The sequence below is a fragment of the Yoonia maritima genome (genome assembly GCF_002933395.1).
Taxonomy (GTDB): Bacteria; Pseudomonadota; Alphaproteobacteria; order Rhodobacterales; family Rhodobacteraceae; genus Yoonia; species Yoonia maritima_A.
Map to the genome: position 1 here is coordinate 221953 of NZ_PKFN01000010.1, position 22280 is coordinate 244232.

Consider the following 22280-nt stretch of genomic DNA (forward strand, 5'->3'; position numbering starts at 1 on the left):
GATGGGGAACGGTATCTATCGACCGCCTAAGCGACCCGGAAACCGCGGTGGTCGTGTGTCAATGCGCGCACGGCGCTGTAGGTTTGACGCAGGCCGCCCCTGACGGGGGCCGCCCGGTTCAGGGCGCACAGCACGGCGGTTTTTCGTAGCGGACAACGGGTTTTGACCCGCCTTGCGGGGTTTGGGTGATTTACGGGGCATATCTGCACCTTTCGATAAATGATCATGGGGCCATTGCGGCCAAGCGACACGCCAAAAACGGCGTTACTGCAGCATGTCCATTGTCAGGGTGCTCCTCTTAAAAAGGGTCGGGCGATGGTTGCGCCCATCAAGAATGGCGAGGCGGTTAAGCGTTCTGGTCCATTGTTAGGTTCCTCCTTTTCGGTAAGTCAATTTACCACACCGCCGATATTCGGTCAAACCAACGCGATGGGGTGACAGGGTGGCTGGACACTTCTATAAGACGGCCAAATTCTCCCTTAGAAAGTGACAGCAATGACAACTCTTGTTTTCGGCCACAAAGCACCTGACACAGACAGCACTGGTTCCCCACTGATCTGGGAATGGTTCCTGAACCACACTGGCATCGAAGCCAAAGCAGCCCTGCTTGGTACTCCAAACACCGAAGCCGCATTTGTCGCCAAACGCTGGGGCTTTGAATTGCCCGCAGTGATCGCAGATGTCGAAGACGATCAGTCTTGCGTTATCGTTGACACGAACAACCCAGCAGAGCTGCCAGCGAACATCAACAACGCTGACGTTCTGGCAATCATCGACCACCACAAACTGGCCGGTGGTCTGGAAACGAAGAACCCAATCAACATCACAATTCGTCCGCTCGCATGTACTGCGACGATCATGAATGAGATGATGGGCGACAAAGCCGCCGACATGCCAGAAGGCATCAAAGGTCTGATGCTTTCTTGCATCCTGTCCGACACGCTGGCGTTCCGTTCACCAACAACGACATCCGTAGACAAGGACCTTGCCGAAGCATTGGCCAAAGACCTGAAAATCGATCTTGAAGCCTATGCATCCGAAATGTTCGAAGCAAAATCAGACGTTTCAGAGTTTTCCGACGCGGAACTGCTGCGCATGGACAGCAAAGAATACGGCGTAGACGGCAAGAAATTCCGCGTGTCTGTTCTGGAAACCACCGCGCCAAAGATCATTTTGGACCGTCAGGCATCCATCATGGAAACCATGCCAAAAGTCGCAAAAGAGGACGGCGTTGACGAGGTTCTATTGTTCGTCGTGGACATCCTGAACCAAGAAGCAACAATGTTCATCCCGAACGACGTTGTGAAAACGGTTGCTGAAAAATCATTCGACGCCAAAGTCGAAGGTGACAGCGTTGTTCTGCCAGGCATCATGAGCCGTAAAAAGCAGATCATCCCGAACCTTAAGGCCTAAACTGCCTGCCCCGGAGATGATCCGGGGCGTTCCATTCTTACAATTATAAAAGGCCGCGCCATGACCCGGATTATCGAAACTTTCGCAGACATCTCGGGCCAGTATGACGCGGCCTTTGTTGACCTTTGGGGTTGCATGCACAACGGCGTTGAGGCCCTGCCAGACGCGGTTGCGGCCATGCAAGCCTACCGCGCACAAGGCGGTGTTGTGGTGCTTGTCACCAACTCACCCCGCCCTTGGGAATCAGTTGCCCACCAAATCCTAGGTTTTGGCATTCCCGACGATGCTTGGGATGCGATTGCCACGTCAGGTGATAGCGCCCGCTCTGCGATGTATCGCGGCATCGTCGGTGAAAAAGTCTACTTCATGGGTGAAAGCCCGCGTGATGATGATTTCTTTAAGCCGCTTTCCGTCATCAACAACCCGGTCGATATTCAGCGCGTCCCGTTAGATCAGGCCGAAGGCATCGTTTGCTGCGGCCCGTTCGATCCGATGGCCGACCTTGCTGTGAACCGCGCCGACTTCCTTTACGCCAAACAAAAGGGCCTAAAGCTGCTGTGCGCAAACCCAGATATCGTCGTTGATCGTGGCGACGTCCGTGAATGGTGTGCGGGTGCCTTGGCCCAGCTTTACACTGAAATGGGTGGAGAAAGCCTGTATTTCGGCAAACCCCACCCACCCATCTATGACCTTGCGCGCCGCCGTTTAGCGGCGTTGAACAAGGTACCGTCTGACGCGTCCATCATCGCGATTGGCGACGGCCCGCACACTGATGTACTGGGTGCTCTTCAAGAAGATCTGGATGTGTTGTTCATTTCAGGCGGATTGGCCGCTGCCGAAACGAAAACGACGACGCAGCCTGACCCGGATGCGCTGAAAACCTATCTGGATGATCAAAAGATCAGCGCCACCTTCGCTATCGGCCACTTGCGCTAACGTAACGCTTGATTTTTCTGCGCTTGCAAAGTAATAAAATTTCAAAGCCAATCGGCGAATGGGATTTTTTGTTACTCAATGGAGCGCAACATGCTAGATAACGCCCCACGCGGAACGATCTGTATCGAAGATATCGAGATCGGTATGGTCCGTTCTTTGCGCAAGGTCGTAACTGACCGCGATATTGAGCTATTCGCCGAAGTGTCGACGGACCGGAACCCAGTGCATCTTGACGACGACTATGCCCAAGACACGATCTTTGGCGGGCGTATCGCGCATGGGATGCTGACTGCTGGCCTCGTATCAGCCGTAATTGGTGAACAGCTTCCCGGTCATGGCACAGTATATCTAGGCCAAAGCCTAAAGTTCCTTGCGCCTGTTCGCCCCGGGGACATGGTTCTAGCCGAAGTCGAAGTCGTCGACATTGATCACGCAAAACGCCGGGTGACGATGAACACCCGCTGCCTTGTGAACGACAAAAAGGTGCTGGTGGGGGATGCGACCGTTCTCGCTCCGTCGCGCAAGTTCGACTAAAACGTTTCGGAAACAATCGCTCAAAGACGCATCACTTTTTGCGTTCTTGGCAACGCCAAGAGGCAGCGAAAAGGGATACACGCTTTCCGAAAGGCTATAGGGTTGCAGCCCCCCTCAGGCCGCGCTACGCAAGGCCATGCGCATCATCCGAGACACCCTATTTATTGCCCCTAGCGACCGCGGCGCGGCCGCGGCTATTGGCAACTTTGATGGGGTCCATGTCGGGCACCAATCTGTCATCGATCTTGCGCGGGCTGCGGCAAAGGCCGCGAATGCGCCATTGGGCGTCATGACGTTTGAACCCCATCCACGCACTTATTTTTCGCGCGATCCCAATCCGTTTCGGCTGATGAACGCAGAGGCGCGCGCCCACCGATTGGAAAAGCTGGGCGTCGAAAAGCTGTATGAGGTTCCGTTCAACGAAGCACTCGCGAACCTGACCCCACGCGAATTCGCGCAATCTGTCATCACTGACCGGTTGGGCCTAAAGCACGTGGTTATTGGCGCTGACTTTTGTTTTGGTAAAGGGCGTGCTGGCACGGTTGCTGACCTTCAGGCATTTGGCGAAGAAATGGGTTTTGGCGTAACTGTCGCACCGATCCTAACTGTTGACGCTGCCAACGTGTCCTCCACCGCGATCCGTCAGGCGCTGACCGATGGAAAACCGCGCGATGCCGCCGCGATGCTAGGTCACTGGCACCGGATCGAAGGCGAGGTCATTCGTGGCGACCAGCGTGGTCGTGACCTTGGCTTTCCGACCGCAAACATGTCGATCACCGGGCTGCACCCACCGAAATTTGGCGTCTACGCAGTGAAGGTCGACGTTCTGGACGGCCCTCATGCGGGTACATACGATGGCGCTGCATCCATTGGCGTGCGCCCCATGTTCAATGGCGAAGTTCCAAATTGCGAGAGCTTCCTTTTCGATTTTAAGGGTGACCTATACGGCGCAACCCTATCTGTCGCCTTGGTCGAGTACTTACGGCCAGAACTAAAGTTCGATGGGCTCGACGCGCTAATTGCTCAAATGGATGCTGATTGCGACACCGCCCGAAAGATCCTGCAAGATGTCGAATGAAATCACTCGCGCGGGCCTAGCCGACCGGTTTTGGGAAACCAAACCGATGGACAAGCTAAGCAAACCAGAATGGGAAGCGCTGTGCGATGGCTGCGGTAAATGCTGTCTTAATAAACTAGAGGACGAAGACACTGGCGTGGTCGTGATGACACGCGTGGCCTGCCGCCTTTTGGACGACGAAAGCTGCCTTTGCAGCAATTACCCTATCCGTCATCAATTCGTCCCTGAATGCATCGTCCTGACCCCAAAGACGATCCAAGAAACGATGTATTGGCTGCCACAAACCTGTGCCTACCGTCTGGTCCATGAAGGTCGCCCACTGTACGACTGGCATCCGTTGATTACTGGCGATCCAGAGTCGGTTCATCGTGCAGGCGTGTCCGTAAAAGGCATGACCGTCCCCGAATTCGAGGTCGACGAAGACGACTGGGAAGACCACATCATAGAGGAACCAACCTAAATGTTTTTCTCATCCGATAATGCCGGTCCTGCGCATCCCAAAGTTATCGAGGCCATCATGGCTGCCAACACCGGCTATGCACCCGGTTATGGCGCGGACGCGATCATGGACTCGGTACGCCAGCAGGTGCGTGACGTATTCGAAGCCTCCGAAGCCGCCGTATATCTGGTCATTAACGGCACCAGCGCAAACGCCCTACTGCTCGCCACGATGTCCCAGCCTTGGGATACGATTTTCTGCGCTGATGTTGCCCATATCCAAGAAGACGAATGCAACGCTCCAGAGTTCTATTCACAAGCAAAGCTAACGCTTGTTCCGACTGACGACGCGAAGATGTCGCCAGACACATTGCGCAACAAGATCGAGGCAGAACAGAACCGTGGCGTGCATGGTCCACAGCGCGGGCCCCTGTCGATCACGCAAGTGACCGAAAAAGGCACGATCTACACGCTCGACGAAATCAAGGCTTTGACTGACATCGCCAGTGGCTTTGGCATGAAAACCCACATGGATGGTGCCAGATTTGCAAATGCATTGGTCGCGCTGGATTGCAGCCCTGCAGAAATGACATGGAAGGCGGGCATCGACACCGTAAGCTTTGGTGGCACTAAGAACGGCGCGATGGGCGTAGAGGCCTGCGTGATCTTTGATCCTGACCTTGCATGGGAATTTGAACTGCGGCGCAAGCGCGGCGGCCATCTACTGTCCAAGCATCGTTTTCTATCCGCACAGATGCAGGCGTATCTAACCGATGGGCTATGGCTAGATACTGCGCGCGCGGCCAACGCCCGCTGTGCACAATTGGCCGAAGGGCTTCGCGGGCATAACGCGCTGACGCTCCAATACGACCCGCAAGCGAACATCATCTTTTTCGACATGCCACGTAGCGAACACAAGCGCATGCTGGATGGCGGCGCATTCTATTATGTAATAAATGGCGATCCCGATGAGGGCGACCCTGACGCGCTGTTAACGGGCCGTCTGGTCACCGATTGGTCCATGACCGAAGACGGGGTTCAGCAGTTCATCAATCTGCTGAACGGATGATTTCGGCAACCTGATCAGCGTGGGTCATGGGCAGCATATGCCCTGCACCCGGCACCACATGATCAGTCGCGTTCGGTAACCGCGCAGCCAGCGTCGCATGAATATCAGCGAGGACAGGCTGCGACGCACCGCCACGGATAAGCGTGACGGGTATATCAACTGCGCCTAGCCGCTGTTCCGATGTGATCCCTGCCGCGTCTTCTTCGATCTCGGCCGCACCTGCTACAACTAAATGAATGCGTTCTGTCAGGTACTGCCTGCGCCGATCCGACATCGCATCCCACGGCATGCCGCCCCAGATTTCATTGAACATCTTGGCGGCGGCGTCTTCCTCGCCGCGCAGCATAGCTGCCACAAACGGGCGAAACCCCTTTGCGAATTCCGTGTGGGCATCGGTGCCCTTAGCGGCAACAAAATAGACAGGTTCAATAAGCGTTAGACGGTTTACCAATTCAGGGCGTTCCACAGCCAGCCGTAGGGCGGCGGTCGCACCGAAAGAATGACCAATCACATGCGTCGGTCCATCACACAACTGGGCGGCAACATCTGCTGACAGCCTTTGATAGTCGCTTGCCCCGTCCCAATTACCACTTTGGCCATGCCCGGGCAGATCGAACAAAGTCGCCCGATAACCAAGTTGCTGGACCAGCGGCATCATTGCTTCGGATCGGCCAAGCGCACAATGCAAGACAAGAGCCGGAGATCCCTCTCCGACTGTATCGGCATGAATGTCATGCCCCATGATATTTTGCATTTAGCCGCGCCCAGCCGAATATGCGTCTAGGTCGTCTAGGCGATCTTGACCCCAGAACCGTTCGTCCGTGTCGGTGATAAAGAACGGCGCACCAAACGCACCACGCGCGACGGCCTCTTCTAGGTTTTTGGCATATGTATCGGCGCTGGTCAGCATGTGTTTGTCCGCCAGATCCGGGGCAAAGCCCGCTTTGGTCAGGCAGTCACGAATAACTTCATCTTGAGAAATATCGCGATCTTCCGCCCAACAGGCCGCACCGATCGCATAAACCAATGCAGCAACATCACCACCCTCGTTCTGGGCCGCGATGATCGCATATGACGACGGCGCAGGATTCGTTGGCCAGAATGCGGGTTTTGGGTTCAAAGGCATACCGGTATGGGCAGTCTGACGACGCAATTCTTGTGCACGATATTCCATACGGCTGGGGTGCCGATCTTTGGGCGCTGTGCCACCCGTCCGAGAAAACAGGCTCATGATATCAAGCGGCTTATAAGTGATGGTCGCGCCGTGCTTCGCCGCGATTTCTGCAGGGCGAGTCCCGCATAGGTAGCTAAACGGCGAAATGGTCGCGAAGAAATAGTCGATATGGGCCATTTTTAGTCTCCTAGAGTGCGCGAATTGTTTGCGCGACGGTAACCCTGTGTTAGTCGGTGTCAACGCCTCGAATCTGTCACGCCTCTGTTACTGCCTTCTGCCAAAGGACCCCACTGATGCCAACTATGACCGCGCCAAAGCTGATTTCTGGAAACTCGAATCAGCCTCTAGCCCAAGCAATTTCTCGCCGGATGTCGATGCATCGCGGCATGGATGTCGGACTTGTCGACGCCCGTGTTGAACGGTTCAACGACGGCGAAATCTTTGTGGAGGTTTTTGAAAACGTCCGCGGCGAAGATATGTTCATCGTTCAGCCAACATCCAACCCCGCCAACGACAACTTGATGGAATTGCTGATTATTGCCGATGCGCTGCGCCGTTCATCAGCTGCCCGTATCACCGCAGTAATCCCCTACTTTGGCTACGCCCGCCAAGACCGCCGTTCAAAGGCGCGCACACCGATCACGGCTAAGTTGGTCGCGAACATGCTGGTCGAAGCCGGTGTAGAACGTATCCTTACCCTAGATTTGCACGCAACGCAGATTCAGGGTTTTTTCGATATCCCTGTTGATAACCTTTATGCGTCGCCAATTTACGCGCTCGACGCGATGCATAACTTCCGGTCCTGCATGGACGACGTTATGGTCGTATCGCCTGACGTTGGCGGTGTGGCGCGCGCGCGCGATCTGGCACAGCGCATTGGTGCACCTCTGTCCATCGTCGACAAACGCCGTGGCAAGCCCGGTGAGGTCGCAGAAATGACTGTTATCGGTGACGTCAAAGACCGCGTTTGTATCATCGTCGATGACATCGTTGATACGGCTGGCACACTTTGCAAAGCGGCTGAGGTGCTGATGGATAATGGCGCGAAAGAGGTTCATTCATACATCACGCATGGTGTATTATCCGGCCCAGCGGTTGAACGCATCACAAAGTCAGCAATGAAAAGTCTTGTCATCACCGACACGATTGCCGCGACCGAGGCTGTTCAAGCCGCACCAAACATCCGTATCGTACCAACCGCACCGATGTTCGCCCAAGCGATCCTGAACACATGGAACGGCACGTCTGTGTCATCTCTGTTCGATCACAAGACGCTCGGCCCAATCTACGAAGGTCTATACGCCGCGAAATAAGTTTAATAAGCCTGATGTCGCCCCGTCCATTGGAACGGGGCGCGTTAATATCCTAGTTAAATAGGTACGATACGTTCAGCGAGATTGCTTCAAACGTTGGCTCGTAACCAGACCCTTGGCTTTGCGTATTTGTTTCTAAGTTATCGTAGATCAACTCATAGCGAAGTGTATTGCCGCTCAGATCCTGCTGCAAACCCAATCCAAACGTATACCCAGAGTTAACTGCCACGTCCTGCGTGTTAATAAATGTTGCGGCATTGCCACTCATCGATGCAAACCCGAACGAAGCAAAACCCTCGAAGCTCCCCATTGGCATGCCCACGATTCCCCGCAATCGCGACGTCAAAACATGGTCACAGTAATAAGGCCCGTTCGCGGCTGTAAAACAATCCGCGCCATCATCTTCCATTGAACTTCCAACAGCAACGTCCAAGCCAAACTCAGCGCCATAGAACATGTTCGATTGGTCCCAACGGTAGCCGACCGTACCAGTCACTGCTCCGTAAGTGTCGCTCGATACCGTGTTCGCTCCAAATCCAGCATCTGATTCCGCTTGAGTGATCGAAATACCACCACCGTAGTATAGTCCTTCAGCATTCACAGAGGTCGCCGCGCACAAAGCCACGACAGACGCGAAATATTTAATACTCATATTTTAGTTCCTAATTTTGCTAGCAGTCGTATAAATTGCGACTGCGCTGGAACATTTGAAATATTGGGTGTCTAAAATCTAGTTCTAGCTTAAAAATATATATGACTGCGCCAATCGCGCAACGCGTTCTATCTACGTCCAAGCTACGCTCAGTAAAGCTCCCAACCTTCATCATGAGGGAGCTCTCCGAATGACGTCCATGCCACGCGCACCCGCGCCACTTGCGTATCGGCCCAAGTGCGGAATACGATTTCAAAGCCATCTTCGGTAATATTCTCTGCCTGCACATCGGCACGCGTGTTTGTCGAGTTCGAAATGTCCCACATAGACATCGATACCTGCACATGAGGTGGGGACCCGTAGGTCGCCTTAAACTTCACTTTTGCACGACTTTGGCGCGGGCCTTCGCCACGCCACATCGCGCCATCATCTTCAAAGTCAGAGAATAAGACCACCTCTCCGTGATCAATTCCTACTGTTCCACTGCTTAATCTGTGCATTACTGTTCGCGAACTAAAAACTTACTTACGGTTGTATTTCACTTTTTAGTAACAAACGCGACCCCACAATAGCAAAAGGCCCCGTAAAACGGGGCCAATGGCAATAGTTTGCGTAATCTTAACCGAAGTTAGATTGATTTGGGTCCAGACCGATGTGTGACCCAATCGCAACCATATCGGCAATCAGCTTGGCCGCGTCATCGACAGGACCAGGTTCGTTTTCGAACACTTCTTCATGCTTTTTGTATAGCTCTTTGGCGTCTGCGATCATTTGATCGTAGACTTCTTGGGTCAGCTCATCACGGTGCAGCGCCTGTTCAGCCAGCACAGAAATGCTTGTCGCGCTGATTTCAGCGAAACCACCAAGAACAACATATTCTTCAGTGGTGCCGCTGTGTGTCACGCGCAAGATACCGGGGCGCAATGTCGTGATGGTTGGCGCGTGGCCAGCCATCGCGGTCATGTCACCGTCAGCACCGGGGATTTGGACCTCGGTCGCCTCGACCGACGCCAAACGGCGCTCGGGCGAGACTAGATCGAATTGTAGGTTTGCCATGTTGGCTCCTTACAGGTTCATTAAGCTGCGGCTGCAGCCATTTTTTCGGCTTTCGCTTTCACTTCGTCGATGCCGCCTACCATGTAGAACGCACCTTCTGGGAAGTGATCGTATTCGCCAGCAACAACAGCTTTAAACGATGCGATTGTGTCTTCCAAAGCAACCTGAACACCAGGTGAGCCTGTAAAGATTTCAGCAACATCAAACGGCTGAGACAGGAAGCGTTCGATTTTACGTGCACGAGAAACGGTCAGTTTGTCTTCTTCTGACAGTTCGTCCATGCCCAAAATCGCGATGATATCCTGAAGCGACTTGTAGCGCTGCAGCATTTGCTGAACGTCAGCAGCAACTGCATAGTGCTCTTCACCAACGATTGCCGGGTCCAGCAGGCGTGATGTTGAATCGAGCGGGTCAACAGCAGGGTAGATACCCTTTTCAGAGATCGCACGGTTCAGAACGGTTGTCGCATCAAGGTGCGCAAACGATGTCGCCGGCGCAGGGTCGGTAAGGTCATCCGCAGGTACGTAAATCGCCTGAACGGATGTAATCGAACCGTTTTTAGTTGATGTAATACGTTCTTGCATCGCACCCATGTCGGTTGCGAGTGTTGGCTGGTAGCCCACCGCAGAAGGAATACGACCCAAAAGCGCTGACACCTCGGAACCCGCTTGTGTAAAGCGGAAGATGTTATCAACGAAGAACAGAACGTCTGTACCGGATTGGTCGCGGAACGCTTCGGCCATTGTCAAACCAGACAAGGCAACACGCATACGCGCACCGGGAGGCTCGTTCATTTGACCGTAAACCAGGGCCACTTTGGACTTGGTCAGGTCATCCATGTCGATAACTTTGGAGTCGATGAATTCGTAGTAAAGGTCATTACCTTCACGTGTACGCTCACCCACACCCGCGAATACGGAGTAGCCAGAGTGCACTTTAGCGATGTTGTTGATAAGCTCTTGGATAAGAACTGTTTTACCAACACCCGCACCACCGAACAGACCAATTTTACCACCCTTCGCGTAAGGCGCGAGAAGGTCGATAACTTTGATGCCTGTTACCAGTACTTCGGAAGCAGTTGACTGCGCTTCGAATTCTGGTGCCTCAGCGTGGATGGAACGGCGATCTTTTTCACCGATTGGGCCACGTTCGTCGATTGGCTCACCAATAACGTTCATGATCCGGCCCAGTGTGGCGTCGCCAACTGGAACTGTGATTGTTGTGCCTTCGTCGGTCACTTCTTGACCGCGAACCAGACCTTCGGTGGAGTCCATCGCAATTGTACGAACTGTGTTTTCACCAAGGTGCTGTGCAACTTCAAGTGTCAGCGACTTGCCGTTGTTGTCAGTGGTTAGGGCGTTCAAGATCTCTGGCAGGTGGTCACCGAACTGCACGTCAACGACGGCGCCGATGATCTGCGTGATCTTACCTTTAGCGTTTGCCATAATGGTTTTCTCCGGGGTCTAGAGCGCTTCCGCGCCCGAAATAATTTCAATCAGCTCGTTGGTGATCACAGCCTGACGCGAACGGTTAAATTCGATTGTCAGTTGGTCGATCATGTCGCCAGCGTTGCGTGTCGCGTTGTCCATTGCAGACATCCGTGCGCCCTGCTCAGAGGCCGCGTTTTCCAGCAGAGCACTGAAAATTGCTGTTGCAACACCACGCGGCAACAAGTCAGCAAGAATTTCTTCTTCGCTAGGCTCGTAGTCGTACAGTGCTGTGTCAGCATCTTCAGCTACGTCAAAGCTGGCTGGGATGATTTGCTGTGCAGTCGGGTGCTGCGTAACAACGTTTTCAAAGCGCGCGAAAAAGATCGTCGCGACATCGAATTCGTTATCATCAAAGCGGGACAGCACGTCCTTTGCAATGTTTTGCGCATCGACATAGCCGAGACGTTTGACGCCACTCATGTCGACGTGATCGACAAAGTATTCGCCCAACTCGCGTTTGATCGCGTCGCGGCCTTTTTTACCAACAGTGATGATTTTCACTGTCTTACCTTCAGCGATCAGCTTTTGCGCATGTGTTTTGGCTAGCTTGGCAATGTTGCCGTTGAAGCCACCACACAAACCACGTTCAGCCGTCATGACGATCAAAAGCTGCACCTGATCGCTGCCCGTACCGGACAGCAATTTAGGTGCACTTTCTGAACCGCCAACCGAAGCAGCAAGCCCGCCCATCACAGCGTTAAAACGCTCTGTGTAGGGGCGCGATGCCTCGGCTGCGTCTTGGGCGCGGCGCAATTTTGCAGCCGCGACCATTTGCATGGCCTTCGTGATCTTACGGGTCGATTTGACCGACGCGATCCGATTTTTAAGGTCCTTAAGATTAGGCACGTGTTCGTCTCCTTATCTTAGGGTTTAAGCGAAATCAGCAGCGAAAGCGTCCAAAGCAGCTTTGATCTTGGCTTCAGCGTCGCCTTTGATCTTTGGATCTTCTTTGGTGATCATTTCAAGCACGTCAGATGCGTTTGTACGCAGGTGCTTCAGCAAACCAGCCTCAAAACGGCCAACGTCTTTGACGCCAACGTTATCCAAGTAGCCTTTGGTACCAGCGTAGATGACGCAAACGATCTCTGCGTTGGTCAGCGGTGCGTACTGCGGCTGTTTCATCAGCTCGGTCAGACGCGCACCACGGTTCAGCAACTGCTGTGTCGCGGCATCAAGGTCGGAACCAAACTGCGCAAACGCAGCCATTTCACGGTACTGAGCAAGCTCAAGCTTAACTGGACCAGCAACAGATTTCATCGCATTCGTCTGCGCAGCAGAACCAACACGAGAAACTGACAGACCAGTGTTCACCGCAGGGCGGATACCTTGGTAGAACAGTTCTGTTTCCAAGAAGATCTGACCGTCAGTGATCGAGATAACGTTAGTTGGAATAAACGCAGAAACGTCACCACCTTGGGTTTCGATGATTGGCAGAGCAGTCAAAGAACCAGAACCGTTGTCTTCGTTCAGCTTACAAGAACGCTCGAGCAGACGGGAGTGGAGGTAGAAAACGTCACCTGGGTAAGCTTCACGTCCTGGTGGACGGCGCAGAAGCAGAGACATTTGACGGTAAGATACAGCTTGCTTGGACAAATCATCGTAGATGATCAGCGCGTGACGGCCAGCGTCGCGGAAGTGCTCTGCCATTGCTGTCGCAGCGTATGGTGCAAGGAACTGCATTGGTGCCGGATCAGAAGCGGTCGCTGCAACAACGATTGAATATTCAATCGCGCCTGACTCTTCGAGCTTTTTAACTAGCTGAGCAACTGTCGAACGCTTTTGACCAATCGCTACGTATACGCAGTACAGTTTGTCTGAGTCGCTTGCAGCAGCGTCGTTGTAAGACTTTTGGTTCAGGATCGTATCAAGTGCGATCGCTGTTTTACCTGTCTGACGGTCACCAATGATCAATTCGCGCTGGCCACGGCCAACTGGGATCATTGAGTCAACGGATTTCAGACCAGTCGCCATCGGCTCGTGAACCGATTTACGTGGGATGATGCCCGGTGCTTTGGAATCAGCAACTGCGCGCTTTGTCGTTTTGATTGGACCTTTGCCGTCCAATGGGTTGCCAAGACCGTCAACAACGCGGCCCAGCAGTTCGTCACCAACAGGCACGTCCACGATGGACTTTGTGCGCTTAACGGTGTCGCCTTCTTTAATGTCACGGTCAGAACCGAAGATAACAACACCAACGTTGTCAGATTCAAGGTTCAAGGCCATTCCGCGGATACCACCGGGGAATTCAACCATCTCACCGGCTTGAACGTTATCAAGGCCGTAAACGCGGGCGATACCATCACCAACGCTTAGTACCCGGCCAACTTCGGCCACTTCGGCTTCCTGACCGAAGTTTTTGATCTGGTCCTTAAGGATCGCAGAGATTTCAGACGCTTGGATCGCCATTTATCCGACCTCTTTCATAGTGTTCTGGAGTGCGTTGAGCTTTGAGGCAATCGACGTGTCGATCATCTTAGAGCCCACTTTGACAATAAGACCGCCGATGATTGATGCATCGACAGTTTCTTTGATAGTGACAGATTTGCCCACTTGGGCAGTAAGTGTTTTGGCTAGCTTGTCAGCTTGCGCTTTTGTCAGCTTCTTCGCGGCTGTAACTTCTGCAGTCACTTCGCCACGCTCTTCGGCAAGCATGCCTTGCAGTACGGCCAACAGCTGCGGCAACACAAACAAGCGGCGCTTGCCAGCAAGCAGCGAAAGCACGTTGCTTGTTGTCGCAGACAAATTCATTTTTTTCGCAACAGCATCAATCGCTGCACCTTGCTCTTCGCGGCTATATAGCGGCGATGTCAGCAACGTGCGCAAATCGGCGCTGTCGGTGATTGCAGTTTCCAAAGCAGCTACGTCAGTTTCGAGCGCTTTGATGGCCTTACCTTCTTTGGCAAGATCAAACACAGCTGTCGCATAACGCGACGCAATGCTTGTGGAGATACCAGCAGTTTCGGACACGTCCACCCTTCCGATGTCTTAGGCCCAGATCACCACCCAACAGCGGATAGCAAACAGGCAACTTGTTTGGCCCCCGTGGATCACGAAAGCGTCAAAATCCTGCGCGATGTAGCAGAGCAACTATGTTGTCGCAAGCACTCTGCACGGTTAATCCACAGCATATCAGCACGATATGCATTTGTGTCACCATTTTTCTGCATACAATCAGCGCACTTCGAATTTGACACGGAAAAGAAAAAGGGCGTGGTCAATTCCAACCACGCCCCCGAATCCTACTTTCGCCCAACTGACCTTAGAAAAGGTCCCGCCAAACGCCCCCATCATAGCAGCGCAATTTCACCGCTGAAGAATCGAAATAAATGTCGCCAGCTTCGGGATTAGCGGGCGCGGCACCTGGTGCCACATGCAACAATTGATTGATGCGCACTCGCCCGATTGCGCTATCAATCCCGATGGCTGATTCCCAAGTTGCCCCGTCTGCACTGACTTTAATGCTGAAATCATCGCTGCCAGACAGCCCCATCTCGGCCCTGCCCGACCAGCCGCTTTGGTAAAGCAGTGATGCCGTATCCGCTGCCCCCGATTTATTGATCTTCACCTGATGCCCCGCGCCCGCGTTGTTCAGCAATGTTGCATCGCTCGACACGACCAATCGGTTGGTGATGTCAGCAGTCGCATTCACCCCAACCATCGGTAAATTTTGGGTTTCAGGGTCTGCTCCCTTCGTCACCCACTGGCCACCATTCAACACCTGCAATTCGGCAATATCGCGGACCCATGCCAGCCAGCCATCGCGAGGCGCGACAAATAGCCACCCCCCACCCCGCCACGTTGCAATCAGGCCATCCTGCCCCACCCAGTCGCCCGTCGCACCAACGCCCAGCGCCCAAGATTGGCCTTCGGTTGGAGCCGACGGCGGCGTAACCGCCATGCTTGATTCCAATGTAAGCTGTACCAACATATCAAGCAGCTCGATCGCTTCGTTATGAGTGACGTGTTTTTGCGCCTGCGCGGGCATGATGAACGGCAAGGACAGATTTGGAGTTTGATCGGACATGAGAACAATCGCGCCTTTCGGAAAATGTGAAATCCAGCGCAGTATTGCGGCCACAGCGTAAACGATCCCTGCACCCACCGTACGACGGTTAACGCGTCGTTAAGACCTCTCCGGCACCAACGTAGTTAACGAATCGCTACGCGGCATCGGAGGCTGTTAATGGTTAAACGTGCGTTGATTACCGGGATCACCGGTCAAGACGGGTCGTATCTGGCCGAACTACTGCTTGAAAAAGGGTACGAGGTGCACGGGATCAAGCGGCGCGCGTCACAGTTCAATACCGCCCGCATCGATCACATTTACCAAGACCCACAAACAGACGACGCGCGATTCATCCTGCATTACGGCGATTTAACCGACAGTTCGAACCTGACTCGCATCATCGCGCAAGTGCAACCGGACGAGGTTTATAACCTTGGCGCACAATCCCACGTCGCGGTTAGCTTTGAGGCGCCGGAATACACCGCTGATGTGGACGCAATGGGTGCGCTCCGGCTTCTCGAAGCAATCCGTTTTCTTGGGCTAGAAAAGAAGACGCGGTTCTATCAGGCATCAACATCTGAGCTCTATGGCCAAGTGCGCGAAAGCCCCCAAACGGAACAGACCCCGTTCCATCCCCGCAGTCCCTACGCCGTCGCAAAGATGTTCGCGTATTGGACATGCGTGAATTACCGCGAGGCTTATGGCATGTTTGCCTGCAATGGGATCTTGTTTAACCACGAAAGCCCCCGCCGCGGCGAAACCTTTGTGACCCGCAAGATCACACGCGGGCTAGCCAACGTGGCGATGGGCCTTCAGGACTGCCTTTACATGGGTAACATCGACGCCCAGCGCGATTGGGGGCACGCCAAAGATTATGTACGTGCGCAGTGGATGATGCTGCAACAAGACACCCCAGAGGATTACGTGATCGCCACCGGAATCCAGCATTCTGTCCGCGACTATATCCGTTGGAGCGCGGCAGAATTGGGACTGCAACTGGCATTTAAGGGCCAAGGCATCCATGAAACCGCGACCGTGACAGCCGTAACAAGCGACCGTGCCGCGTCGGTCAAACCCGGTGACGTGATCATGCGAATCGACCCACGCTATTTCCGGCCCGCCGAAGTGGACACATTGCTAGGCGATCCAACAAAGGCACAGACGCAGCTAGGGTGGTCGCCCCAAATCACAGCGCAACAGATGTGCGCTGAAATGGTGGCCGAGGACCTAAAAACAGCACGACGTCACGCGCTACTGCAGGAACACGGGCTTAGCCTACCCATGACGGTAGAGGCATAACATGCGCATTTATGTAGCCGGTCACACCGGTATGGTCGGCAGCGCCATCATCCGGCAGCTACTAAAGGAAGCTAAGCACGAAGTCATCACCGCCACCCGTGCACAAGTAGACCTAACCGACCAAAGCACCGTGCGTCAGTTTCTACAACGCGAACGCCCAGATGCCGTGATCCTTGCAGCCGCACGTGTTGGCGGCATCATGGCAAACAGCACCTATCCCGCACAGTTTATCTACGAAAACATGATGATCGCGGCAAATGTGATTCACCAGTCCCACGCCGCGGGGATCGACAAACTACTGTTCCTTGGGTCGTCATGCATTTACCCGCGCGAAGCTGCGCAACCGATAACAGAAGCCGCATTGTTAACTGGTCCGCTCGAACCCACGAACGAACCCTACGCGATTGCGAAAATCGCCGGGATCAAGCTGTGCGAAAGCTATAATCGGCAGTACGGCACTGACTACCGGTCCATCATGCCAACAAACCTTTACGGTCCCGGTGACAACTTTCATCCCCAAAACGCGCATGTTTTGCCCGCTTTGATCGCACGCTTTCATGCCGCCGTTCAAAACAACGACGAAAGCGTAACCATCTGGGGCACCGGCACCCCAAAACGTGAATTTCTGCACGCGGACGACATGGCAGATGCTGCTCTGTTTGTAATGAATTTAGACCAACACGAATATGCAAACGCCACGCTACCGATGCAAAGCCATATCAACGTAGGAACGGGCCAAGACATAACAATCAGCGCACTGGCCCAAATGATCGGACATACAGCCGAATTTTCAGGAACGATCACATTTGACACCACCAAACCCGATGGGACGATGCGCAAGTTGCTTGATACAGATCTATTAGCCCGCCTTGGATGGAAACCACAAATCAACCTGCGTGACGGGCTCAGCTCAACATACGACTGGTATGTTGCGCAAACAAAGTCGGGCGCACCCCAAAGGTACGCATAATGGAACCACAAACCATTACTCCGGTCATTTTATGCGGCGGCTCAGGCACACGACTGTGGCCACTTTCCCGTAAAAGCTATCCGAAACAGTTTGCACCTTTGATTGGTTCAACGAGTCTATTCCAAGCCAGCGTTAAAAGGTTAAACGGAGCACGCTATGCTGCGCCTGTCGTGGTAACGGGCGATAGCTTTCGTTTCACCGTCGTCCAGCAATTAGACGAAATCGGCATCGACCCCGGCGCGGTTCTAATTGAGCCAACTGGGAAAGACACAGGACCTGCCATTTTAGCCGCTGCGCTGCACATTTCTGAAACCAACCCCAAAGGCCTCATGCTTGTTGCGCCATCAGATCACGTTATCCCTGATGACGATGCATTTTCAAACGCCATCTCATCAGCTGTTCCCGCCGCAGAAACGGGCGATCTTGTTACGTTCGGGATCAAACCCGATCGTCCCGAAACAGGGTACGGCTATCTTCAATTAGAGCGCGCGCCCGGAAATACCCAAGAACCACGCCCTCTTAAATCTTTTGTAGAGAAACCAAACGCAACCGAAGCTGCCACGATGTTGGCCGAGGGCTGCTATCTTTGGAACGCAGGCATCTTTTTGTTTTCGGCCCAGACGATCTTGGACGCATATCGCGCAAATGCGCCCGACATGTACGCGGCGGTAAATGCTGCCGTGAATGAGGCGAAGCCTGACCTTGGCTTTCTCCGCCTCGCCCCCGAACCATGGACCGCCGCGCCAAGCATCTCGATCGACTATGCCGTGATGGAAAAGGCCGACAACCTATCAGTTGTCCCCTATGCTGGACGCTGGTCTGACCTTGGCGATTGGGCCGCCGTTTGGCGTGAAACCGAAACAAAAGGGTTGTCGCTATCTGGCGCAGCCACTGCCATTGATTGTGAAAACACGTTGCTACGGTCCGAAGTCGAAGGCCAAGCCATCGTCGCGATTGGGCTAGATGATATTGTCGCAGTTGCAATGCCTGATGCTGTGCTGGTGTCTCACAAAAGCCGAACGCAAGATGTGAAAAGCGCCGTCAGAATTTTGAAAAAGAACCATGCGCCGCAAGCTGAGCGCTTTCCCAAAGACCACAGGCCATGGGGGTGGTTTGAAAGCCTTGCGATGGGGGATCGGTTTCAAGTTAAACGGATCGTCGTAAACCCGGGCGCATCGTTGTCGCTGCAATCCCATCATCATAGGTCAGAACATTGGATTGTCGTTCAAGGAACAGCCAAGGTTTCCATAAACGACAGTATTCGTCTGGTGTCCGAGAACCAATCAATCTACGTACCACTTGGCGCACAGCATCGCCTTGAAAACCCCGGCAAATTGCACATGATATTGATCGAAGTGCAAACCGGAGGCTATCTTGGAGAAGACGATATTATTCGTCACGAAGATGTTTATGCAAGAACCTGATCCGCGATAAACCGCTCTATTTAATAGCAAAGTTTGACAGCGCGCTTCTGCTTGTAGAAAGTGCGGCAACGAATATGTGCTGCGCACCGAATTTCGCCATATTTTTCGGCGAAAAGCACGTGCCGGAATGCCCGAGTACTTGCGTAAAAGAGATTACAGAATGCCTGATCTTCCCAATAACACGACGACAACTGCCACACTCTCCGTTGGGGGGATTTATTCAGACACCCTCGAAACATCTGGTGACCGCGATTGGGTCAAGATTGACTTGGATCCCGAGGAATATGTTCAAATCTCGTTAACAGGAGTTTCGTTAATCGACCCTTATCTTCGCGTTTATGATGCAACGGGTAGCCTTATCGCACAAGACGATGACAGCGGCGGCAATTATAATTCGCAGACGACAATCGGAAACGAGGCAGGTGGTACGTTCTATGTTGAAGCAGCAGCATACAATGATAGCGGCTCTGGCACATATCGACTTGGAGCAGTTGCGGTAACTGCGCCAACACCAGTCGACACCCTTGATGGTGGAACTCAGCGCACAGACACCAACGAACCAATTACAGTTTACTTTGTCACCAATGGCGACGAACGCGATGGCATCACATCAGAGGGTTGGTCTGCTTACGAACGTTCGCAGTTTATGACCGCGCTTGCTTCGATCTCAGCTGTAGCGGATATTACATTTGTAGAATCTACTAATGCAAATTCCGACTTTCAGGTCGTTCTTGACACGAATGAACTGAATAACGACGGATTGCTGGGATATTTCTATTATCCTAACGGCTCGTCATCCAGCGTCGGCGTATTTAACGCCAGTGGATACGGATGGGACACAAACGGTCTTCAGGTAGGTGGGCTAGGTTTTTCCACCATAGTACACGAAGCGCTTCATGGCATGGGCCTCGCTCACCCACACGACGGCTCTTTGATCTTAAGCGGCTTAGATCCCAGCGCCCCAGGTTTCCCTTTTGGGGACTATGGCGATTACGATTTAAACCAAGCCGTCTATACAATCATGTCGTATAATGGCGGCTACAACGAAGCCCCTTCAAACAGCAACTCATATGGTGATGCTGCTGGACCGATGGCCTTGGATATCGCGGTGCTTCAAGAAATATATGGTGCCAACACGACCTATGCCAATGGCGACAGCTTTTACGAATTGCCTGACAGCAACAGTGCAAACAGTGGCACAAGCTGGCTCGCCATCTGGGACACTGGCGGAGAGGATACGATTGGCTACACCGGGAACCGCGATGTAAACATCGACCTTCGCCCGGCCACGCTACAATACGAAGTAGGCGGCGGCGGCTTTATTTCAGCTGCCGACGGAATTTCCGGTGGCTTCACAATTGCCAATGGCGTCGTGATTGAAAACGCAAGCGGTGGATCTGGAAACGACACACTGACCGGCAACGACAGTGCCAATACCTTGTCCGGGAACGGCGGCGATGATGATTTGGACGGTGGAACCGGCAACGACACGCTCCACGGTAACTCTGGCAGCGATACGGTTGAAACCGAAAGTGGAACGAACACTGTTTATGGCGGAAGTGGTTATGATACGCTGAACGGCGGTTCAGATGCTGATGCGATATTCGGCGGAAGCGGGAACGACACGATCAACGGCAATGCCGGTAGCGATGATCTATCTGGCGGACGTGGCGACGACACCATAAACGGCGGCGATGGGGCAGACTACATCTTAGGTGGTATGGGCCAAGATATCATGACGGGTGGCGCTGGCACGGATACATTTATCTTTGCCGCCGCTAGCGACAGTTGGGCAGGCAGTGCCGATACGATTACTGACTTTCAGGTTGGCATTGATGTCATCGATATTTCTGGATTCGATGCAGATTTTACGGTACCCGGCACATTAGTCGTTGCCGGCAACGGTTTTGACACCACAATTGAAATTGACCGCGACCTTGATGGCACAGCCGAGATTGCGATTCTTGTCACTGGGGTAACGGGTCTGAGTACGGATGATTTTATTCTCTAATGCGTGTGCTTGTAACAGGTGGCGCCGGGTATATCGGCAGTCACACTCTTCTTGAACTCATGGCCCAAGGCCACGATGTCTGTGTACTCGATAACTACTCTAACGCCACACCCGAAGTTCTTAACCGTGTGCGCGGCTTGTCGAATGGAAATGTCACGGACTTTACAGGCGATGTGCGTGATCCAGCGATCCTAAACCGCGTGATGCAAGACTTCCGTCCCGAAGCAGTGATTCACTTTGCTGGGCTGAAGGCTGTCGGTGAGAGCGAAGAAAAACCACTGCTGTATTACGATGTAAACGTTGGCGGGACACTCGCGCTCCTTCATGCGATGGATCGGGTCGGCTGTAAAAACATCATTTTCTCATCCTCGGCCACGGTATACGGCGAACCGGTCTACCTCCCCTATGACGAAGCCCATCCAACGGCCCCTATGTCGGTATACGGTCAATCAAAATTGATGGCCGAAAATATTCTAACCAACTGGGCGAAAGCCACCGCAGGTACTTCAGCGGTATTACTGCGTTACTTTAATCCAGTGGGCGCGCACCATTCTGCGAAAATTGGTGAAGACCCAAAAGACATTCCCAACAACCTTATGCCATTCATCGCGCAAGTCGCCGTGGGCAAGCGGGACGCGTTGACAGTATTTGGCGAAGATTACGACACGCCCGATGGCACAGGTTTGCGCGACTATATTCATGTTGTCGATTTGGCGCGCGCCCATGTCGCCGCAATAAATTACGCTGATAAATCCACCGGTGCACGGCCATTCAACATCGGTACCGGCCAAAGCTATAGCGTTCGCGACATGGTCGCAGCATTTGAACGTGCATGCGGAAGCCCAATCAAAACAAAGCAAGCCCCGCGACGGGCAGGCGACATCGCTGCGATGCAAGCCGATGCATCCCGCGCCGCTGCAGAACTTGGCTGGACCGCAGAGCACGGACTGGACGACATGACGGCAAGCACTTGGGCGTGGCAATCTGCCAATCCAAACGGATACGATAACTAAAGAATAGGCTTCCCGCACGTTGCTGCACGGGAAGCCCACAGACATAAATTGTTAAACGTCAACCAATCTAAAGCGCCCTACTTTTGACTACGGTCTGGCCGTATGCAAATGTATGTGCGTTTTGTCACTATTTCAGTAAATCCAAGGTTAACGCCGGGCACCTGATCAACAATTTGCGAAAAAATACGGCCGAACGACCAATGCGCATCACGGGTAAACATATCTGCATATCGCGCGATGTGACTGCCAGTAACAATCAGCGCCGCCGCGCTCTGGCTTTGTGCAGCCAATAGAGTTCGATAAAATTTGGCCAAACATTGAAGTAACTTCAAGGCAATATCCCTAGTCCTGCCGCATTTGAAACACGCAAGCGACGAGCCATAGCGCAATGCTGACCCCCAGAC

Annotated in this window: 23 protein-coding genes; 12 read left to right on the forward strand and 11 right to left on the reverse strand. The window is 53.3% G+C overall.

The window, feature by feature from the left end; genetic code table 11:
- Positions 1 to 15: 15 nt before the first annotated feature.
- Positions 16 to 201 (reverse strand): hypothetical protein, encoded by a 186-nt coding sequence (locus CYQ09_RS18365; protein WP_162617687.1) that lies wholly within the window; start codon positions 199 to 201, stop codon positions 16 to 18.
- Positions 202 to 495: 294 nt separating this feature from the next.
- Between CYQ09_RS18365 and CYQ09_RS14370 the strand changes: the two genes are divergently transcribed.
- From CYQ09_RS14370 to CYQ09_RS14395, 6 genes are all read left to right on the forward strand, one after another.
- Positions 496 to 1413, forward strand: coding sequence for a manganese-dependent inorganic pyrophosphatase (locus CYQ09_RS14370; protein ID WP_106746085.1), 918 nt, complete (start codon positions 496 to 498; stop codon positions 1411 to 1413).
- A gap of 60 nt (positions 1414 to 1473) precedes the next feature.
- Complete coding sequence (locus tag CYQ09_RS14375; RefSeq protein ID WP_106746086.1) at positions 1474 to 2349, forward strand: TIGR01459 family HAD-type hydrolase; 876 nt, start codon at positions 1474 to 1476, stop codon at positions 2347 to 2349.
- Between the two features lie 90 nt (positions 2350 to 2439).
- A complete protein-coding gene (locus tag CYQ09_RS14380; protein WP_106358574.1) occupies positions 2440 to 2883 on the forward strand; it encodes a MaoC family dehydratase in 444 nt (147 codons plus the stop codon).
- A gap of 136 nt (positions 2884 to 3019) precedes the next feature.
- The gene (locus tag CYQ09_RS14385; RefSeq protein WP_106746087.1) at positions 3020 to 3961 is read left to right on the forward strand and encodes a bifunctional riboflavin kinase/FAD synthetase; all 942 of its coding nucleotides are present in this window, start codon (positions 3020 to 3022) and stop codon (positions 3959 to 3961) included.
- Positions 3951 to 4421 carry a YcgN family cysteine cluster protein gene (locus tag CYQ09_RS14390; RefSeq protein WP_106746088.1) on the forward strand — a complete coding sequence of 157 codons (471 nt, stop codon included), beginning with the start codon at positions 3951 to 3953 and terminating at the stop codon, positions 4419 to 4421. The genes CYQ09_RS14385 and CYQ09_RS14390 overlap by 11 nt, the downstream gene beginning before the upstream one ends.
- Entirely contained in the window at positions 4422 to 5468 is a 1047-nt protein-coding gene (locus tag CYQ09_RS14395; RefSeq protein ID WP_106746089.1) for a threonine aldolase family protein, read from the forward strand.
- Here the strand turns inward: CYQ09_RS14395 and CYQ09_RS14400 are convergent.
- Entirely contained in the window at positions 5449 to 6222 is a 774-nt protein-coding gene (locus CYQ09_RS14400; RefSeq protein ID WP_106746090.1) for an alpha/beta fold hydrolase, read from the reverse strand. The two genes, CYQ09_RS14395 and CYQ09_RS14400, sit on opposite strands and share 20 nt — an antisense overlap.
- Positions 6223 to 6819: a 2-hydroxychromene-2-carboxylate isomerase gene (locus CYQ09_RS14405; RefSeq protein ID WP_106746091.1), complete on the reverse strand. Its 597-nt coding sequence runs from the start codon at positions 6817 to 6819 to the stop codon at positions 6223 to 6225. It lies immediately after the preceding gene.
- Positions 6820 to 6935: 116 nt separating this feature from the next.
- On the opposite strand from CYQ09_RS14405, the gene CYQ09_RS14410 reads away from it, so the two are divergent.
- Positions 6936 to 7955, forward strand: coding sequence for a ribose-phosphate pyrophosphokinase (locus CYQ09_RS14410; RefSeq protein WP_106746092.1), 1020 nt, complete (start codon positions 6936 to 6938; stop codon positions 7953 to 7955).
- A gap of 52 nt (positions 7956 to 8007) precedes the next feature.
- On the opposite strand, the gene CYQ09_RS14415 is transcribed toward CYQ09_RS14410, so the two are convergent.
- The 8 genes from CYQ09_RS14415 to CYQ09_RS14450 form a co-directional block, all read right to left on the reverse strand.
- Entirely contained in the window at positions 8008 to 8607 is a 600-nt protein-coding gene (locus CYQ09_RS14415; protein WP_106746093.1) for a hypothetical protein, read from the reverse strand.
- A gap of 149 nt (positions 8608 to 8756) precedes the next feature.
- Positions 8757 to 9107, reverse strand: a complete 351-nt coding sequence (locus CYQ09_RS14420) for an H-type lectin domain-containing protein (RefSeq protein WP_106746094.1) — start codon at positions 9105 to 9107, stop codon at positions 8757 to 8759.
- Positions 9108 to 9225: 118 nt separating this feature from the next.
- Complete coding sequence (locus tag CYQ09_RS14425) at positions 9226 to 9663, reverse strand: F0F1 ATP synthase subunit epsilon (protein WP_106746095.1); 438 nt, start codon at positions 9661 to 9663, stop codon at positions 9226 to 9228.
- 20 nt (positions 9664 to 9683) lie between these two features.
- Complete coding sequence (gene atpD / locus CYQ09_RS14430) at positions 9684 to 11108, reverse strand: F0F1 ATP synthase subunit beta (RefSeq protein ID WP_106746096.1); 1425 nt, start codon at positions 11106 to 11108, stop codon at positions 9684 to 9686.
- Between the two features lie 18 nt (positions 11109 to 11126).
- Entirely contained in the window at positions 11127 to 11999 is an 873-nt protein-coding gene (locus tag CYQ09_RS14435; protein WP_106746097.1) for a F0F1 ATP synthase subunit gamma, read from the reverse strand.
- Positions 12000 to 12023: 24 nt separating this feature from the next.
- Positions 12024 to 13559 carry a F0F1 ATP synthase subunit alpha gene (atpA, locus tag CYQ09_RS14440; RefSeq protein WP_106746098.1) on the reverse strand — a complete coding sequence of 512 codons (1536 nt, stop codon included), beginning with the start codon at positions 13557 to 13559 and terminating at the stop codon, positions 12024 to 12026.
- Entirely contained in the window at positions 13560 to 14120 is a 561-nt protein-coding gene (locus CYQ09_RS14445; protein ID WP_204353964.1) for a F0F1 ATP synthase subunit delta, read from the reverse strand.
- A gap of 292 nt (positions 14121 to 14412) precedes the next feature.
- Positions 14413 to 15177 carry a DUF2793 domain-containing protein gene (locus tag CYQ09_RS14450; RefSeq protein WP_106746184.1) on the reverse strand — a complete coding sequence of 255 codons (765 nt, stop codon included), beginning with the start codon at positions 15175 to 15177 and terminating at the stop codon, positions 14413 to 14415.
- 159 nt (positions 15178 to 15336) lie between these two features.
- Here CYQ09_RS14450 and gmd point away from each other — a divergent pair, with 159 nt between their 5' ends.
- From gmd to galE, 5 genes are all read left to right on the forward strand, one after another.
- On the forward strand, positions 15337 to 16458 hold the full coding sequence (gmd, locus tag CYQ09_RS14455) for a GDP-mannose 4,6-dehydratase (RefSeq protein WP_106746100.1): 1122 nt from the start codon (positions 15337 to 15339) through the stop codon (positions 16456 to 16458).
- A gap of 1 nt (position 16459) precedes the next feature.
- Positions 16460 to 17428 (forward strand): GDP-L-fucose synthase, encoded by a 969-nt coding sequence (fcl, locus tag CYQ09_RS14460; RefSeq protein ID WP_106746101.1) that lies wholly within the window; start codon positions 16460 to 16462, stop codon positions 17426 to 17428.
- Positions 17428 to 18852: a mannose-1-phosphate guanylyltransferase/mannose-6-phosphate isomerase gene (locus CYQ09_RS14465; protein WP_106746102.1), complete on the forward strand. Its 1425-nt coding sequence runs from the start codon at positions 17428 to 17430 to the stop codon at positions 18850 to 18852. Before fcl ends, CYQ09_RS14465 begins: the two co-directional genes overlap by 1 nt.
- A gap of 160 nt (positions 18853 to 19012) precedes the next feature.
- Complete coding sequence (locus tag CYQ09_RS14470; RefSeq protein ID WP_162617688.1) at positions 19013 to 20863, forward strand: M10 family metallopeptidase; 1851 nt, start codon at positions 19013 to 19015, stop codon at positions 20861 to 20863.
- Positions 20863 to 21876 (forward strand): UDP-glucose 4-epimerase GalE, encoded by a 1014-nt coding sequence (galE, locus tag CYQ09_RS14475; protein WP_106746104.1) that lies wholly within the window; start codon positions 20863 to 20865, stop codon positions 21874 to 21876. The genes CYQ09_RS14470 and galE overlap by 1 nt, the downstream gene beginning before the upstream one ends.
- The last annotated feature ends 404 nt before the right edge of the window (positions 21877 to 22280 follow it).